Source organism: Kaistia soli DSM 19436 (genome assembly GCF_900129325.1).
GTDB classification, from domain to species: domain Bacteria; phylum Pseudomonadota; class Alphaproteobacteria; order Rhizobiales; family Kaistiaceae; genus Kaistia; species Kaistia soli.
Genome location: NZ_FQUP01000009.1, coordinates 1 through 16,186, shown reverse-complemented (window position 1 = coordinate 16,186; position 16,186 = coordinate 1). Strand labels below are relative to the sequence as shown.

Here is a 16,186-nt window from a genome sequence, read left to right as displayed (position 1 = left end):
ATGAGCGACACGTCCGGAGACAAGGCTGTTCAGGGGACGCGGTTTGTCCGCGCATCCGAACACAGGACTTGGGAGGGAGGGCCCAGCACCACCTTCTCCAACCGGCTGGCGCGCGCGGTATTCCAGATCGTCTGGTTGCTGCTGGCCTCGTGGACGCCGCCCTTCCTGCATAGATGGAGGCGCCTGATTCTCCGCCTCTTCGGCGCGCGCATGGCGCCCACGGCGAGGGTCTACAGCAGCGCCCGCATCTGGGCGCCATGGAATCTCGAACTCGAGGACTATGCCTGCATCGGGCCGAAGGCGACGGCCTATTCGATGGCTCTGATCTCGCTCGGCCCGTATTCGATCGTTTCGCAGGGCGTCTATCTCGCGGCAGGGACACACGACATCTCCGACCCCGATTTCCAGATTCTGGCCAAGCCGATCCGCGTCGGCGCGCGGGCCTGGCTGGCCGCCCAGGCCTTTGTCGGCCCCGGCGTCACGGTGGGCGAGGGGGCTGTGCTCGGGGCGCGTGGCTGCGCCTTCCGCGATCTCGATCCGTGGACGGTCTATGTCGGCAACCCGGCAAAGCCCCTGAAGAAGCGTGTCCTGCGTGACCAGCCCGCAGCGCCGCGAAAATCCTAGCCGGCGACAACCGCCATCGTGAAGCTGACAGACCCAACGGGGGAACTTGTGTCGGACGTCGCAGTCATCATCCTGACCTACAACGAAGAGCGCCATATCGAGCGCTGCATCCGGTCGGCACGGCAGATTTCGTCAGCGATCTATGTGGTCGACTCGTTCTCGAAAGACAGGACTGTGGAACTGGCGACGAAGATGGGCGTGACGGTGTTGCAGAACCGCTTCGTCAACTATGCCAAGCAGTTTCAATGGGCGCTCGACAATGTTCCTGCCGAGGCCGCCTGGCAGATGCGGCTCGATGCCGACGAGGTGATCGAGCCCGACCTCGCGGCTGAAATCAATGCAAAGCTGCCGATGCTCGGTGCCGACGTCACGGGCATCAGCCTCAAGCGGAAGCACATCTTTCTCGGCCGCTGGATCCGGCATGGCGGCCGCTATCCGCTCGTGCTGCTCCGGCTCTGGCGCCGTGGTCGCGGCCGGATCGAGGATCGCTGGATGGACGAGCACATGGTCGTTGATGGCGGCACGACGGTCGTCTTCGATGGCGGCTTCGCCGATCACAATCTCAACGACCTGACCTTCTTCACCGACAAGCACAACAAATATGCGACGCGCGAAGCCATCGACGTCCTGATCAGGAAATACGACCTGCTGTCGCGCGACGACGCGCTGCTGCAGCACAGTTCAACGCGCCAGGCTCAGGTCAAGCGCTTCGTCAAGGAGCGGGTTTACAACCAGCTCCCGTATCAGCTGAGTACCCTCGGCTATTTCCTCTACCGCTATTTCATCCAGTTGGGATTTCTCGACGGTGGCCCCGGCCTCGCCTATCATTTCCTTCAGGGCTACTGGTACCGCTTCCTGGTTGGCGCAAAGATCGAGGAACTCGAGAATGAGATCGTCGCTCTCGACGGCAAGGCGGCCAAGCTCGCACGCATCTCGGCGCTGACGGGACACAATCTCGTTCCCGCGGAGGCGTGAGCGCCCCTGCCTCGCAGGCGGGTTCGTGCTATGTGCTGTCTCGGCCTTGCCGAGCGTTGGCCGACCTAGCGGGCCTTTCCGGAGAGGATGGCATCGGCAACGGCTTCGGCGGCGATCGCGTTCCCGGCGTCGTTCAGGTGGATGCGATCGACACCGCGGAAAGTCTTCGTCACCGTACCGTTGCTGGCCGGGTCGGCGGCCACAAGGCGCGCCCGCACATCGACGAAGTGATCACCGTAGATCTTGGCGAGCGCGGTGTTCAGCCTGACCGCGGCGGCATAGCCCGACGTTCCCGTTCCCTCACCTTCGCCATTAGTCACGCTGATGATGAGGAAGGGTTGGCCGCCTGACCGGGCGAGCGCCACCACCGATGCAATGTCGGCCAGAATCGTGTCCGTCTGGCCGAGATTGTTGCGGCCCATCCAGATGAGGACGGTGCAATTCTCACGACCGGGACGTGGCTGCGGGCGAAACTCGGCGTTTGCCGGTATCGTGAGCGGCGCATCGGTTTCGAGGGGAACGAGGGGCAGGATCGAATAGGCTTCGCCGTCCCAGAGCAGCTTGACGTCGATCGCACCGATCTTGCCCTTGATGGAATTCGGCCGCACGACGGACGTAAGAATGGGCGGATCGATTGATGTTACCGGAACCGGTCGCCCCGTCCCGGGCAGTTCGTTGCCGGGAACGCTGACGGTCACCTTGCGGGCGCCGACCCGCCCGGCGACCTCCGTGCTCGTCTGGCTGCCGAGGCCGTCATTGATATCGGACCATCCAGGTAGCCGCGGCATCAGCTGGCGCTTGAAGATCGACGACGCCACCAGGCTGTCGCCCACGCGCCAGACGCATTCTGCCTTCGCCGCCGTGGCGGCGGCTGGATCGGCAGCGGCACCGAACGCCGGGGCGGCGAAACCGCCGGCAGAGGTGAGGGCGATGGTCACGGCGATGGTCGTGGCTCGGATGCTCAACTCGGCAACTCCGTTGCAGGTGCGACAGCCCTATCCCAAGCTCGGAAAGGAGCGCGTAGTCAGGATCTGGGGGCGGCGGGCAATATGCGGGGAAGCAGATGCTCGGTCGCATACGCCACCGCGACAAGCAGAAGCGCGGCAAAAACAAAGCCATAAGGAGTCGCGTCGATATTCCACTGAACCAGCAGCGGATAATGGAATACGTACAGCCCGTAAGAGATGGATGCGATCGCCCCGCCAAGTCGCGAAAACCGGAGTGCAGGGAAACTCAGTAGCCTGCCGATCGGTCCGTAGAGAAGCGTGAGCATCAAAAGCGCAACAGCGAAGTGGCGGAATATTAGGAAAGGATAAAAGCCGAGGCCTTCAAATCCCCTCACATATACGATGATTGCAGACAAAACAGTGATCACGAGGAGCCACACGTAATTTGATCCCAGCGCAAGAACACTGCGGCCACCGCGAGTATAGGTGTAGGCGGCCATGGCACCGGACCACCAGATCATGAAGTAAGCGCCGACGAGCGAAAAATGATTGGGAGCGATCGCGAACAGCACCAGCAAAGCAGCACAGCCAGCTCCAATTGCATGGTTCGTAACGCTCGCATTCCAGCGCCATGCCATGAGGATGGGCGGAAATATGAGATAGAACAATATCTCGTAGGATAACGACCACAGCGGGTCGTTACCCAAATAAGGGTCTACTATAACTCCCGGCTTCAGGAATGAAATATCTTGGAGCGCGAAGACGGTTCCGAACAACTGCTCCCAACGAAACCTGGCTAGGAAGTCGCCATTCAATAGTGCGACAGCGGTAGAGATCAGCATGGCGGCTATCAGCGGTGGATAGATGCGTCGAAGCCTTCTGAGATAGTAGCCCGCCGGTCGAATGGCCCGTTCTTGCTCGTTGGCAAATATTACAAATCCACTTAGCAGGAAGAAAACTATAACTGCTTCTTGGCCAAAGCGAAGTGCCGCTCCGGCGCCGTGGGACCATCCGCCTGCATTGGCAACATGATGGACCACAACGTATAATGCAGCTAAAGAGCGCGCCCAGTTCAATGCAGCGACAAGACGGGGGTTCAGTTTCACTATTGACCATCCAAAAAGAGCTGCACTTGCCTAAAAGCAACTAGACTGCAATCAAGTAGTCGTCATCCGCACGCCCAGCGCGCCTGCCTGTCGCTCGGAAGCCCTCTATGGCATGATCACCCCGTATTTGTTGTCCCGCGCCGGGATCATTGCGAGGCGCTCGAGCCCGGCGTCAGGACAGCGTCACGAAAGAACGGCGGCGCAGCGGGTAGCTTGGCAATGGCGTCTGTATCGAGATGCGCACCGGCGCCGCTCACATCAAACGGGGCAAAGCCGAGCACAAGGGCCGGCGAGGCGGGTGCGACGTGGATTTTGCCGGTCTCCAGGCCATCCAGCAGCGGATCCGCGACGGCTGAACTGCTGTCCTTGGGCGAGTTCGATCGCCATGGCGAAAGCAGCACGCCGGGTGCAATCTCGGTCTGGTCGCCGCTTGCAGACCAATAGAGGTTGCGATCGGACCACGACATCGAGCGAGGCCATTTCTCGTCGAAGATCGACTTTCCGGCCTCGGCCAGCATGATATTCTGGGAAAGCAACAGCGGCCGCCCGCCCTTCGGCGGTCCTTCGGTGACATTGTGTTCGCTGCTGCGGGCAAAGATGTTGTTGCGGACTGCATTGTCTTTGCCATAATTGATCGAAAGGCTCGGTCCGCTGGTGTCGACGACGAGATTGTCTTCGATCGTGAGATAGGAGCTGCCTTCGTCGAGACCTATGCCGGTGCCGCCATAGGTATTGCCACGGACATCGCTGATCCAGTTGCCGCGAACGATCGTGCCCGGCGATGCGCCCAGGGTGTAGATGGCGCCCATGTCAGACAGCAGTCCCTGGCCGATCCGGTAGAGCCGGTTCGCGATAACGATGTTGTCGCTGGAATCGATGTTCTTGTTGTTCCAGGTCCAGCCGACGGAAATGCCGGTGTAGTAGAAGTCCTCGATCGTGTTGTTGGCGACCACATTACCGCTGGTGCGCCCCATCCAGATGCCGCCTGCTGCCGGATGGACGCGGCCGCCACTTCTGATCAGGTTGTTGATGACGCGATTGCCGTCGGCGGCCTCTGCCGGGACACGGTCAGGTCCCGGCGGATCGCCGGGCGCAGCGCCCGATCCGGTTCCAAGCTTGATTGCGCCAGCTCCGAGATCGAAGAAGACACTGTTGGTGATGAGGCCGGCCTTTGTTCCTGGCCCGAACTCCAAACCGGCGCCCGCGGTGTGCATGACGCGGACGCCGTCGAAGGTAACGCGATCAGCATTCCGTACCAGGATGGCAGCGTCGATCGAAGCCGCACTCTGATTGACGAGCGCGCCGCCCGGTGGCAGCACCCAGTTGGTGTCCGAGAATGTAAGGTTCGTGAAGACGAGGTCATGAACCCTCGCCGTGGTTTCGTCGCCGTTGCCGATTTCCATGAGCCTCGTCAGCCGCGGCACGACAACCTTGGTTGTTGCGGGCGTCTCGCCCGGCATCGGGTGATACCGCAGGCGACCGTTGAAATGCGCAAACTCCCATTCGCCTGGATCGGTGGCGCTGCCCGGCACGTTCTCGAGATAATAGCGGCGGTTCTTGTTGAGCTGATGCGGCGGGCGCAGCGGCGCATGGCCATCGACGGTCGCGACATCGCTGGTATCGACTGCCAGGAGCTTGTAGCGGCTCGCCGACCAGACATTGAGCGTCAGAACCTCTGCATCGCCGCCGGCAACCCAGGCGGGATTGAGTTCTCCGGGGCGGGACTGGAACGCATCGCGCACCGACTTGCCGGTGCCGACCGACGGCGCCGCGTCGACAATGCGATAGACTCCTTCCTTTGGCAGCCGGGCCCGATAACGCCGTTGTCCGTCAACCATGAGCTGCGCCACGTAGCCGCCGCCATCCGCCAACTGGGGAACGGTGGCCGACCATGCGCCATCGCTCTGGACGTTCCAGTCCTTGAGGACGATGCCTCCGCTCAGCACGGCCGTTTCGGCAGGATAGCTGCAATAGACGACGGGGCTCTCGGGCGAACCGGAGTCCTCCGGACCAAAGCTCAAGGTGGCCGGCAGTTCGTAGCGGCCGCCCCGCAGCATGGCGATCCGCGGCTTGCCGGCAATGGGCTTGACGGAATGGAGGAGCCGCTGCGCTGCCGCGACGGTAGCGACAGGCCCATCCTTACCTTGCCGGGACGGGGTCCGACCGGACCACGCGTCGTTGCCATCGGGTGCGACATAGATATCGGCGGTCGCCTGATCACAAGGGCCCGCCGCGACAGCCGCTCCGGTCATCGTCAGGAGAGCAGGGCCGGCGATCAGGCTGATCAAGAAAGGCGAAATGCGCTGTGCACTCATTGTCCTACCACGCTGTTGCCGACATCCGCCCGGACGGCCTGCCCGATTTTGCAAGCCTGCTCATGCGAAGGGACGTTGCGGCAAGCGCCGCGCGACCACCGGCCGGCGTCCGAGGACGCCGGTGGCGGCGATGGCCCTTGAAGCGGCCGTGGCCTCGCGCATTGCGTTGCCCCAGACGAATCCGAAGCCGAAGATCAGGAAGTTCTGCTCAGCGATGTTCTGAACGAACAGGCAGAGCAGGAACATCGCCGCGACGGAAAGGGGCGCGCGCCTCATCCCGGGATAGATCGCCAGGAGGATGCCCAACCAGAAGATCAGGCTGCCGATGGCGCCCACCTGCGAGAACGTCGTCAGCAGCGAATTGTCGGTCGTGACATTCATCGCATAGCTGACATTGTTGCTATAGGCGATCGTCACAGCCGTATTCGTTCCCGTACCCAGACCGTAGCCAAACAGCAGTTCAGAGATGTCTGAATCGGCGATGTCGCTCCAGTAGTCGGTGAAGTTCGAGAAGCGCCCGTTGCTTCCGAACTGCTCTGTCATGTCGCCTCGGGCAACGAAGCTCGTAACGGCGATGACCGCGGCGACCATCACAAAGGGCATGAAGAAGAATTTGTAGAAGCTGATGAAAACTTCCGGGAACTTCATCGTCCGCATGACCTGCAGCGAGAGCGGTGCCAGCAGCGCCAGAGTGAGGAACAGGGCAAAGCGGGTTCCGGACAGAAGCGCGATGAAGAAGCAGAGCCCCATCATGAACAGGCGGCGCGACGCGGGAACCCGCTTCAAGGCAGAGAAGATCAGCGCGATCCCGGCGGCGAAGTAGCCGGAAGTCGCGGCGAGGCTGAACATGCCCGGCAGTCGTAAGGCACCCAGTGCGCCGAGCGAGCGTGCGAGGAGAAGCACCTGATAGGCGGTGAGCGCGGCGTCGACAATGCAGACGGCGGCGATCATCCGGAACAGCAGCTGTTCGTCTCGCGCCGTCCAGGGCCGGAGCTGCAGGAACTGGTAGATGCCGAAGCCGGCGTGGACGAGAAGGATCCATCGCAGGCCCGCGCTGAAGAAACCTGAATAGCCGGCGCCTGTGACATAGCCGACAAAGCCGATCGCGACGATGCTCAGGATCCACAGGAAATAAAGGCCGAGGCCGTGCACACCTTTTCCGATCGTCACCACCCAAGCGATGCCGAACAGGACGACCGTGATATCTTTCAGGTAGCGGAACGGTCCGGCTAAGCCCAGATCGGCCGAATCGATCGCCCAATAGTTCACATTGCCGGCGCGCGTAGATTGAAACGCCGGGACGAAATACTGGAATGCGGCAGCTGCAATGAGGATGGCCAACCAATAGACCAGCGGTGACGTCTGCGGGCGGCTGGGCGCTTGGACGACAGGCTGGTTACGGAACAATGGGCGCATCGGTCGTTTCCAGAAGCAAGCCACGCTGACGGCTGGGCGGAAAGATGCCACTCTGCAGCGCCAATTGGCAACGCAATGCGGCGAAAGCGCGACCCGGGTTCAGCCGATCGCGATGCTTGGTTGTCAGGGACGCGGACGGCACGGCGGTCTCTTTCATGTGACGCGGCCGTGCATCATCGAACGGACAGGCCAGCCAGCACGGCCTCAAGATCGGCGGCGGCGCTGCCGATGCTGAAATGTGCCTCGTATCCGCGCCGCGCTGCGCTCCGAAGCGCGGCGCGGCGCGTGTCGGACGCGCCAAGGAAGTCGCGCAGCATAGCCTCGATGCCCTCTGCCGTGTCGTCGGCGACTAGCCCGGCTCCCGCCGCTGCGACTTCACGCCAGATGTTGACCTTGTTGGTAATGAGGACCGGCACGCCGCAGGACATCGCCTCGGCGACGACGATGCCGAAATTCTCCTGATGCGAAGGGAGTACGAAGGCCAGCGCGCCGCGGAAAGCTCCCCATTTCGCCGCGTCGCGGAGCATGCCCGGAAAATGCAGCCGGTCGGCAATGCCCGCAGACCGGGCGGCAGCGATCAGTTCGGCCTTGAGGCCGACCGGATCGGGACCGGCGAGCACCAACTGCAGATCGGGCTGCAGGGCGGCCACGCGCGCGAAGGCTGTCACCAGCAGGTCGCAGCCCTTCTTGGGATGGATTCGGCTGAGAAAGAGCAGATAGGGGCGGTCGCCGAGTTCGGGAACGCGGTCCCGAAACGCCGCCTGTTGCGCCTCCGACCCTTCCGGCGGCTCGGCGGCGCCATAGGAAACGACTCGCTCCGTGTAGGACGGTCCCCAGAAGGCCGTTCGTGCCAGCCGCCGCTCTTCTTCGGAGGTGAACAGCACCGAGCGGGCTCTTGCCAGGACCCAGCTCTGGCCGGCGAGCCAATAGGCCTGCTTCGCCCAGCGCTTGACCGGTTGGGCGGTGTTGAACCACGGATCGAGCATGCCATGCGTGAAGATCACATAGGGCAGGGGGCTGTTGCGCAGCGCGCGCCAGGCGCCGATCGACGCATAATTCCAGAGCCCGTGCACCACGGCTGCATCGAAACGGTGGGCATTGTCGCGGATCCAGGGCGTCAGCCTCGGCGTATAGCCATACCGGCTCGGCGACGGACCGAGCGCATGCACGCTAAAGGGAAATTCAGCGACGTAGCGCGCGGCGGGATCGTCGCAGGACGCGACTTCCGTGACATGCCCGGTCTCCGCCAGCACGGCGCTGCTCCGCTTCAGGCCCTCGATGGGGCCGCCATGCTCGGGATCGACTGAAGCTATGACCCGCAATATCCGCATCAGTGTGCTCTTGCCTGTTGTCACGCGGCCTGTCGAAGGACGCCGCGGCCCTGCCGCGCCCAGTATGCCGAACAGCAGCCTGTGCGCTTCCACCGCGCCGCAGGGTGCATCGTACTCGCTATGCTGCGGCGCATCAAATCGCGCAGGCAACGGTCAACCGCCGCGCCGCGCAGCGCTGCCATTGCCGCCCGAAAGGCCTCGCGCGATCATCTTCAGATAGCGGACGCCGAAATTGACCGGCCAGAACGGTCCACCATAGGCGCGGCAGAAATGGTACCACTCGCGCACCGGAACACCCTTGGGGTGGAAGAGAATGAAGCGCCAGTTGGAAAGCGTCAGCGCCGCCGTCTTCTTCACATAGTCGGCGTTCTTCTCCAGCCGCGCCACAGGCTCGGGACATTCCAGGATCGCGTAGCCCTTCTCGCGGGCCCGCAGGCCATAGTCGATATCGCCGACGGCGTGGGTGAAGTGCGGCGAGGAGATGCCGACCTCGGCCTCGGCGATCGCCGGGATGAGGACGCAGTTGCCATTCATTGTGTCGCATTCGATCGTGCCCGCGGGCAGGCGCACGAAGCGCAGCCGCGACAGCCCCGGCGCGATCCGGTATCCGCCATAGGTGAGCGCGCCGGTCGCCGGGTCGAGCAGCTTGCCGACGGAGATCACGCGCGGCCCGCGCTGCGCCTCCTGCTCCTTCTGGAAGGCGAGGAGGCGGACGAGGCTGTCCGGCTCGAGATGAACGTCGTCATTGAGCCAGAGCACATAGTCATGCGGCAGCGTCCGTGCCGTCTCCCAGGCCCGCCGCATGCCGCCGTTCCAGAACAGCGAGCCGGTCCCGGTCTCGATGCGAACCTTAGGCATCGCCGCGGCGACCGCCGCCGCCGTCCCATCGGTGGAGGCGTCGTCGACAAGAACGACTTCGGCCTCGAGATCCGCCGTCCGCGCCGCAACGAAGAAGGCTTCAAGCGCCGCGAGAGTCAGCGCCCGCCTGTTGAAACAGGTCATCAGGACAACAAGCTTGACGCTCGGCATCACATCACATCCCAGCTGTTCAAGTCGCCAACGTCGCCGCCCCGCATCGTCACGATCACATCTTCTTCGAGGGATCAGGGACGTTCGAGTCAACGTTTTGCAGTGGAGCGGCGCCTGCTTTTGAAGCGGACGACGCGAAAATCTCCGCGAACATCGGCGTCAAGAACTTGTTGCCGTATTCGTTGAGATGGTGGTTGTCGAAATACAGCGGGTGGCCGTTCAACGAGCCCATGCATTTACCGTCGGGACAGAGGAATGGTGCCGGATCGAGGAGGTGCACGCCGCATTTGGCGGTCTCCTTCAGGACCTCGGCCATCTCGCCCTGTCTTTGACGATACTCGCCGATCGGCATCGTGATGTCCGGCGCCTTCGGATCGCGGGTCAAGGACCGGGCGAGCGTCTGGGCAATGCGGACCGGATAATCCGGAAGGGGCAGAACCACGTAGGTCGGACGCTTCCGGGCCATTTGGCAGAGCGTAGTCTGAAGGTCGCCGCGATAGCCCACAAAGCTGAATGGCGTCAGTGATCCATCGTCAGTCGCGAAACTCAGACTGGCCGCTTCCGCGTAGCTTCGCCAGTTGTTGATCACGACGATTGGAATCTCTGACGCCGGCCCATTCACGACCGGGTCCAGGAATTTGCGGTTGAAGGCGAAGCAGAGATTTTCCGGATTGGGGCTGACGCCGTGGAGAAGGGTCGGGCAAGATGCGTAGGCTTCATAGCGAACTCCGCCTTGCAGTTCTTTCGGAACGGCCGCCGCGAGCGCCGTCACTGTACTTGAGGCGTGGCTGTCGCCGATCATCTCCACGACCCCGGTCTTGCCGTCTCCCCCGATGATGCAGGGGGGCGCTGGCTGACCGGCGCGCACAAAGCAGCGTGTGTCCTGTGTGTTGAAGTCGCGCGCGGCCGCATCCGCAATCGCTACCAATGGCGAAAACCGGCTCGGCACGCCGCGCTTGATCCAGACCGCCGCACCTGCGCCGGCGACCACAATGAGCACCGCCAGGAAAGACGCGAGCATCCCATATCGGCGGAAGGTGGACGCATTGTCGTCGCGTGCAAGCCAACGCTGCGAGGGAATCTCGACAAAAAGATAGGACAGGCTACCGAGAGCTAGCGACGCCCCGACGCCCACCAAGATCCAGATCAGTTCAGGACTGACGAGCCAGTAATTCAGACCGACCACGACGGGCCAGTGCCAAAGATAGATCGAATAGGACGACTTCCCGAGCCATGTCGTCACCGGATTGGCAGCCCAGACGGAGCCCGGCTGATCGGCCAGAATGACGAAAGCGGCGCCGGCAACCGGCACGATCGCTCGCCAGCCCGGCCACGGTGCCTCTGGCCCGAAGACGAAGATAGCAGCTAAGATCAGGCACAGGCCGGCAAGTTCGATGAGCCGACGACTTGAAGCCGACGCGCGCAGCGGCAGGAAATAGACCATCGCTCCGGCCAGCAACTCCCATGCGCGTGCCGGCAGGAGGAAGAACGCTGCAGTAGGCGCGACCGCGGTCTGGTAGATCGACAATCCGAAAGAGGCAACGCCAATCAAGCCCAGGATCGCGACCGCAATCTTCCGAGGCGTAAACCGAGCCAGAAGCACAGCGAGGATAGGATAAACCAGATAGAACTGGAACTCGACTGACAGCGACCAGGTATGGAGCAGCCACTTTTCGCGCGATGCTAGGTCGAAATAGCCAGATTCCTTCCAGAAAACCAAATTGGAAAGAAACATTACGGCCGAAGCGCTGTGCTTGCCTAGCACAAGAAGGTCGTTCGGAATCAGCACGAACCACGCCACACCAAGCAGGACCGCGCATAAGACAATCAGCGCGGGGACTATGCGTCGCGCGCGATCGTAGAAGAATCCGAGGATTGAGAAGGTGCCGCGATCAATCCGATCGAAGATGATCTTCGTCATCAGGTACCCTGAGATGACGAAGAATACGTCGACACCCACAAACCCGCCTGAGAAGCCAGCAATCTCGAAGTGGAAAAGGACGACCGCCGCGACAGCAATCGCCCGCAATCCGTTGATGTCGCTGCGAAACTTCTTCGATTCGCTCTGTCTCACGGTGGCGGGCGACACGCTCATGTTGCCGCCTCGTGGAGGATCGACTGGAAGGTCGTGCCGAAGGCGGCGAAGGCTCTGTTGTGAGCGACAGCGGCCGCTTCGTGCTCAGCATCAGGCAACGCGCACAATGGAGGAAGCGGAAGCGCGCGCTCGTACGTGGCGATGTCGCTTCCGTCATCGGAGGACTGCGGCCGGGCCGTCTTCGGTCGTTTCGTGTTCATGCCTGACTCGCTCCGCCTGCGCCGTCCGCCGCCAACCGATAGACGGTCGACGTCGCTTCGAGCATCGCCTCGATCGAGAAGTCACGGACACGGGTGCGACCCCGCTCCACCATGCTGTGCCGCAGGCCGGCATCGGCGGCGACGCGCTGGATTGCTTCCGCCATTTCGACATGGCTGTTAGGATCGAAATAGAGAGCCGCGTCAGCGGCGACTTCCGGAAAGCAGCTCGCGTCGGCCAACACGACCGGGCAGAGATTTATCATTGCTTCAAGGATCGGGATGCCGAAACCCTCGTACAATGACGGATAGAGGAACATCAGCGCCTTGGAATAGAGATAGGCAAGCTGCGAGTCAGTCGAACTGACGAAGTGGATTCGCTGGGCGATATCGGGGTCGAGCGCCGCGCGCTGGCTCTCGGACAAAGCGCCCCCAGGGGTGCATACCAATGAGAGCGACGGGTCGGCTCTGGCTGCGGTATGGAAGGCGCGCAGAGCGTTGTCAAAATTCTTGTATTCGCGCCGGCTGCCAACATAGAGGACGTAACGGTCCGGCACGGGAAGCGGCGTGACATGCTGATGGTTGAGGTCGATGCCGTGATGAACGACATGGATCTTTGCCGGTTCGATCCCGTAAAGCTCTACCAGATCGCTCTTTGTTTGTGACGACACGGCGATGATGACGGTTGCTTGATTGACATAGGCTTTCTTTCCCGAGTGAGGATTCGAGGCAAAGTATTCAGGCAGAAGCTCGGGGATCATGTCGTGGACTGTGCAGATCATCGGAATGGCGCCGTAGCGGCCATCTAGGCAGGCCGCATCGTAGTTCGTCGCGTGCCAGACATCGCAACGGGGTCGCCGGCGCGGAACGAGCGTGTTCACGAATTTGGCTATGCGCTGCCCGCCGCGCACCGGTGGCACATGGAGCAGGCGATGGCCACCCATTTCGAAGTAATGCGAATTATAGCACGCCCAGAAATCAAATTCCGCCGCGAACGATCCGCTCGGGCTGCCCTGCGCAAGGGTGGCGAAATACTTCGCAACACCGCCACGCTTATATTGCGCGAACGCCTGGGAGTCGTAGAGAACTTTCATAAATACTCCAGACGACAATCCGTCTCTGTTTCCTGTACTTCTCTGGGCGGTCGCTTTTCAGCTTTGGCGCGTCGACAGACCGGACTCTATCTGCTGCGCAGCCTACCCGTCGCCGGCCGAGGAATCGCTATTTGATGGCTGACTTTACCAGTTTAGGAATGGTGGACGGAGCGGGCAGGCCAATCGCCATGCGTGCACGGCGGAAGGGGGCCTTCCAGAGCTTGTAGACCTCGCGGTCCTGATTGACCTCAAAACGTCCGTCAGCCGCTACATCCCTGGGATGCCGGAGCGGGAATGACAAGCCAAGCGCCTCACGGCCGTGGATAGTGGCATCGTGGATGGTCGTGTGCGTTGCCGCATCGTCGTCGCCGACGTTGGAAACAAGATTTGCGGCAGGAGCACAAGTCAACAGACCCCGACTCCAGCAGGAAAAGACCCAACGATAGGCCCAGGACTGCGGATAGCCGCCAGCATAGCAGGTGTCGAAAATCGACCGCCAGAAGGTCTCGAACCCGAACCTGCCGAAAGCCAGCCGACGCAGAAATTCGGTCTTCCGGAGATGAGGCCAGTCCTTCATGTCGGGGTCGTTTAACTTCCACGCTCTTCTCCATGTTGCCCAACCCCAAACATTGAGATTACGGGAGAAGTAATAGCTGTCCGAGACATCCCCTGGTCTTGTATAGGTTGTGCCGGCAATCGCACCCACCCGTGTATCGTCAGCATAATATTCGAGGAGTTCGTCGCAGAATTGGAAGAAATCAGGGGCTGGGACGCAGTCATCTTCAAGAATGATGCCCCTCATCTCATGTTCGAAGAACCAGTCGAGGCCCGATTGAACCGACCTGCGGAGGCCAAGATTCTCGTCTCGGAACAGCGTGTGCACCTCACAATCCCAGCTGACATTGGTCGCGACCGCCCGAGTCGCCTCGCAGATAGCCGCTTCCGCCGCATTGCGCGGTCCGTCTGCGGCGATATAGAGCCGCTTCGGCTTCGAGAGTGCGAGCGCGTTCATGACCGCCTGTGTGGTCTCGGGGCGCCGGAAGATCAGGAGCAGCACCGGGCTATTCATACTTGTGGCTTCCGTCATCAGATACTGGCTCCTTTTGATCAGATCGCATCGTCAGCCGCCCCTTGGCCAGGGGACTGCCTCAGGCGCTGTCGCATCTCGGTGCTGAAAGGCAAGACGAACTGGATGTGAAGCAGTTGGCGGTTGAACAGGATCGCCGAGCCATAGGTGGCGGCGAATTGCGCTGCGATCGTGCTGTAGGCGGCTCCAACGACCCCATAGCGCGGGATCAGCCAGAGATTGAGCAGGATGTTGACGGCGGCGCCGATGCAGGACTTCAGCAGGGTTATCCGGCCCTTGCGCTCGACGACGAACCAGTTGCTCTGGGCAAGGCCCACGCAGACGAAGACATAGGCGAAGGCATAGACCTGCAGCACGGGAATGCTGTCGGCGAAGCGCTCGTGATAGAGGAAGAGGATGATATACGGCGCGAGGAAGTGCAGCGCGACCGCCGCGATCATCGAATAGAACAACGCGAAATTGATGTGCAGCGACATCATCGCACGGTAGCGGAACGGGTCCTTTGCCGCGGCCTGCATGAAGGTCGGCACCAGCGCGACGTTCAGCATGGTCGGGATGAAATAGGCCGCCTCGAGCAGCGAGGTGGCGGCATAGAAGATGCCGACCGCGCGCTTGTCGATCATGTTGCCGAGCATGATCTGGTCGATGCGCATATAGACGATGATCATCAGGCCCGAGAGCATGTAGGGCCAGCCTTCCTGCAGCATCGCGAGGCCGGTTTTCGCCCGTGGGGTCAGGGGAAACGGCCGCGACGAGCGGTAGAAGGCGTAATTGATGGCGCTGGTGATCCAGCTCTCAAGAGTCTGGAGAAAGGCAAAGACGAGGATGCCGGCGCCGCTGAGGATCGAGGCGACGCGGAGCCCGGCGAGGATGAACAGCGCCGTCAGCCGCGCCGTAACCGGCTTGCGCACCTGGCCGCTTGCCTGGAACCAGAGCTCGAACACCTCGTAGGGCTGCGAGATGAGCACGAGCGACAGGATGGCGACGAGCAGCGCGTTACTCTCGAGATTGCCATCGACGGCGCTGATACCGAGCGAGATCGCGAACAGGACGATGCCGGCAATGGCGCGCAGGGCAATCGCCGAGCCGAACATCGTGCCGCGCTGCTCCGGCTTCTGGTTGCTGTCGCGCAAGAGCAGCGGATCGAGGCCGAGGCGGGCGAGCGGCAGCATGATCGCGACGGTGGCCGCGACATAGGTGATGGAACCGCTGCGGGTAGGTCCGAGATAGCGCAGCACCCAGGCGCCGACGACAAAGCTGAGGCCGAAGCGGACGAACTTCTCCAGCAGCAGCAGCATGAAATTGCCGGCGACCAGCCGCGAGGACCGCTTGCCGAACTGCTGCTGCGCCAGCCGCCCGACCGCGGCGACATGGGCAAGTTGTGGCAGTTTCACAACCATGCCCCGGCGTGGGGCGATCGACGCGTGCGCCCGCTCGCTTGAAGCGAACTGCGGACGACGCGACTCAAAATGCCGAAAGCGCCGGCAAGGGCCTTGCCGGCGATCTCGGAAGCATTGGCCAGCGCGGCCCTAGGTCCAGGCGCTTCTTGACGTGTCGGTCCAGGCATGAGGCTGCAGGAGATCGCCATCTGGTCACCCGTTCCGAAGCGGCTGCGCTGGGCTTATCCTCACGCGTTGTGCATGACGGGGGCGTGGGCCATGACCTTGAGGTCCTCGACCATCATCTCGGCGACGAGCGCATCGAGACCGGTCTCGTGGCTCCAGCCGAGCTTGGCCTTGGCCTTGGCCGGGTTGCCGATGAGAAGTTCGACTTCCGTCGGGCGGAAGTAACGCGGGTCGATCGCGACGAGGACCTTGCCGGTCTTCGTATCGATGCCCTTTTCCTCAACACCCTCGCCCTGCCAGTCGAGCGTCACGTCAACCGCCGCGAACGCCTTCTCGACGAAGGAGCGAACCGTGTGCGTCTCGCCCGTGGCCAGCACATAATCGTCCGGTTGGTCCTGCTGCAGC

Annotated in this window: 13 protein-coding genes; 2 read left to right on the top strand and 11 right to left on the bottom strand. The window is 62.1% G+C overall.

Annotated features, from left to right (window positions below):
* Together BUB39_RS23270 and BUB39_RS23265 are read left to right on the top strand one after the other, a co-directional pair.
* On the top strand, positions 1-624 hold the full coding sequence (locus tag BUB39_RS23270; protein WP_073058461.1) for an LbetaH domain-containing protein: 624 nt from the start codon (positions 1-3) through the stop codon (positions 622-624).
* Between the two features lie 48 nt (positions 625-672).
* Positions 673-1,599, top strand: a complete 927-nt coding sequence (locus BUB39_RS23265) for a glycosyltransferase family 2 protein (protein ID WP_073058460.1) — start codon at positions 673-675, stop codon at positions 1,597-1,599.
* Between the two features lie 65 nt (positions 1,600-1,664).
* Here BUB39_RS23265 and BUB39_RS23260 read toward each other — a convergent pair whose 3' ends face one another.
* The 11 genes from BUB39_RS23260 to BUB39_RS23205 form a co-directional block, all read right to left on the bottom strand.
* Positions 1,665-2,564, bottom strand: coding sequence for an SGNH/GDSL hydrolase family protein (locus tag BUB39_RS23260; protein WP_073058459.1), 900 nt, complete (start codon positions 2,562-2,564; stop codon positions 1,665-1,667).
* Between the two features lie 59 nt (positions 2,565-2,623).
* Positions 2,624-3,652, bottom strand: a complete 1,029-nt coding sequence (locus BUB39_RS23255) for an acyltransferase family protein (RefSeq protein WP_210187127.1) — start codon at positions 3,650-3,652, stop codon at positions 2,624-2,626.
* Between the two features lie 146 nt (positions 3,653-3,798).
* Positions 3,799-5,967 carry a NosD domain-containing protein gene (locus BUB39_RS23250; RefSeq protein ID WP_073058457.1) on the bottom strand — a complete coding sequence of 723 codons (2,169 nt, stop codon included), beginning with the start codon at positions 5,965-5,967 and terminating at the stop codon, positions 3,799-3,801.
* A gap of 60 nt (positions 5,968-6,027) precedes the next feature.
* Complete coding sequence (locus tag BUB39_RS23245) at positions 6,028-7,383, bottom strand: hypothetical protein (protein WP_073058456.1); 1,356 nt, start codon at positions 7,381-7,383, stop codon at positions 6,028-6,030.
* Positions 7,384-7,556: 173 nt separating this feature from the next.
* Positions 7,557-8,714, bottom strand: a complete 1,158-nt coding sequence (locus tag BUB39_RS23240; RefSeq protein ID WP_073058513.1) for a glycosyltransferase — start codon at positions 8,712-8,714, stop codon at positions 7,557-7,559.
* 153 nt (positions 8,715-8,867) lie between these two features.
* On the bottom strand, positions 8,868-9,743 hold the full coding sequence (locus BUB39_RS23235; protein WP_073058455.1) for a glycosyltransferase family 2 protein: 876 nt from the start codon (positions 9,741-9,743) through the stop codon (positions 8,868-8,870).
* Positions 9,744-9,798: 55 nt separating this feature from the next.
* Positions 9,799-11,838, bottom strand: a complete 2,040-nt coding sequence (locus BUB39_RS23230; protein WP_073058454.1) for an acyltransferase family protein — start codon at positions 11,836-11,838, stop codon at positions 9,799-9,801.
* Between the two features lie 196 nt (positions 11,839-12,034).
* A complete protein-coding gene (locus BUB39_RS23220) occupies positions 12,035-13,129 on the bottom strand; it encodes a glycosyltransferase family 4 protein (RefSeq protein ID WP_073058452.1) in 1,095 nt (364 codons plus the stop codon).
* A gap of 127 nt (positions 13,130-13,256) precedes the next feature.
* On the bottom strand, positions 13,257-14,216 hold the full coding sequence (locus BUB39_RS23215; protein ID WP_073058451.1) for a hypothetical protein: 960 nt from the start codon (positions 14,214-14,216) through the stop codon (positions 13,257-13,259).
* Positions 14,217-14,236: 20 nt separating this feature from the next.
* Positions 14,237-15,610, bottom strand: a complete 1,374-nt coding sequence (locus BUB39_RS23210) for a flippase (protein ID WP_175561935.1) — start codon at positions 15,608-15,610, stop codon at positions 14,237-14,239.
* Between the two features lie 233 nt (positions 15,611-15,843).
* Positions 15,844-16,186: GDP-mannose 4,6-dehydratase (locus BUB39_RS23205; RefSeq protein WP_175561934.1), on the bottom strand; the 343-nt coding region annotated here is incomplete at its 5' end.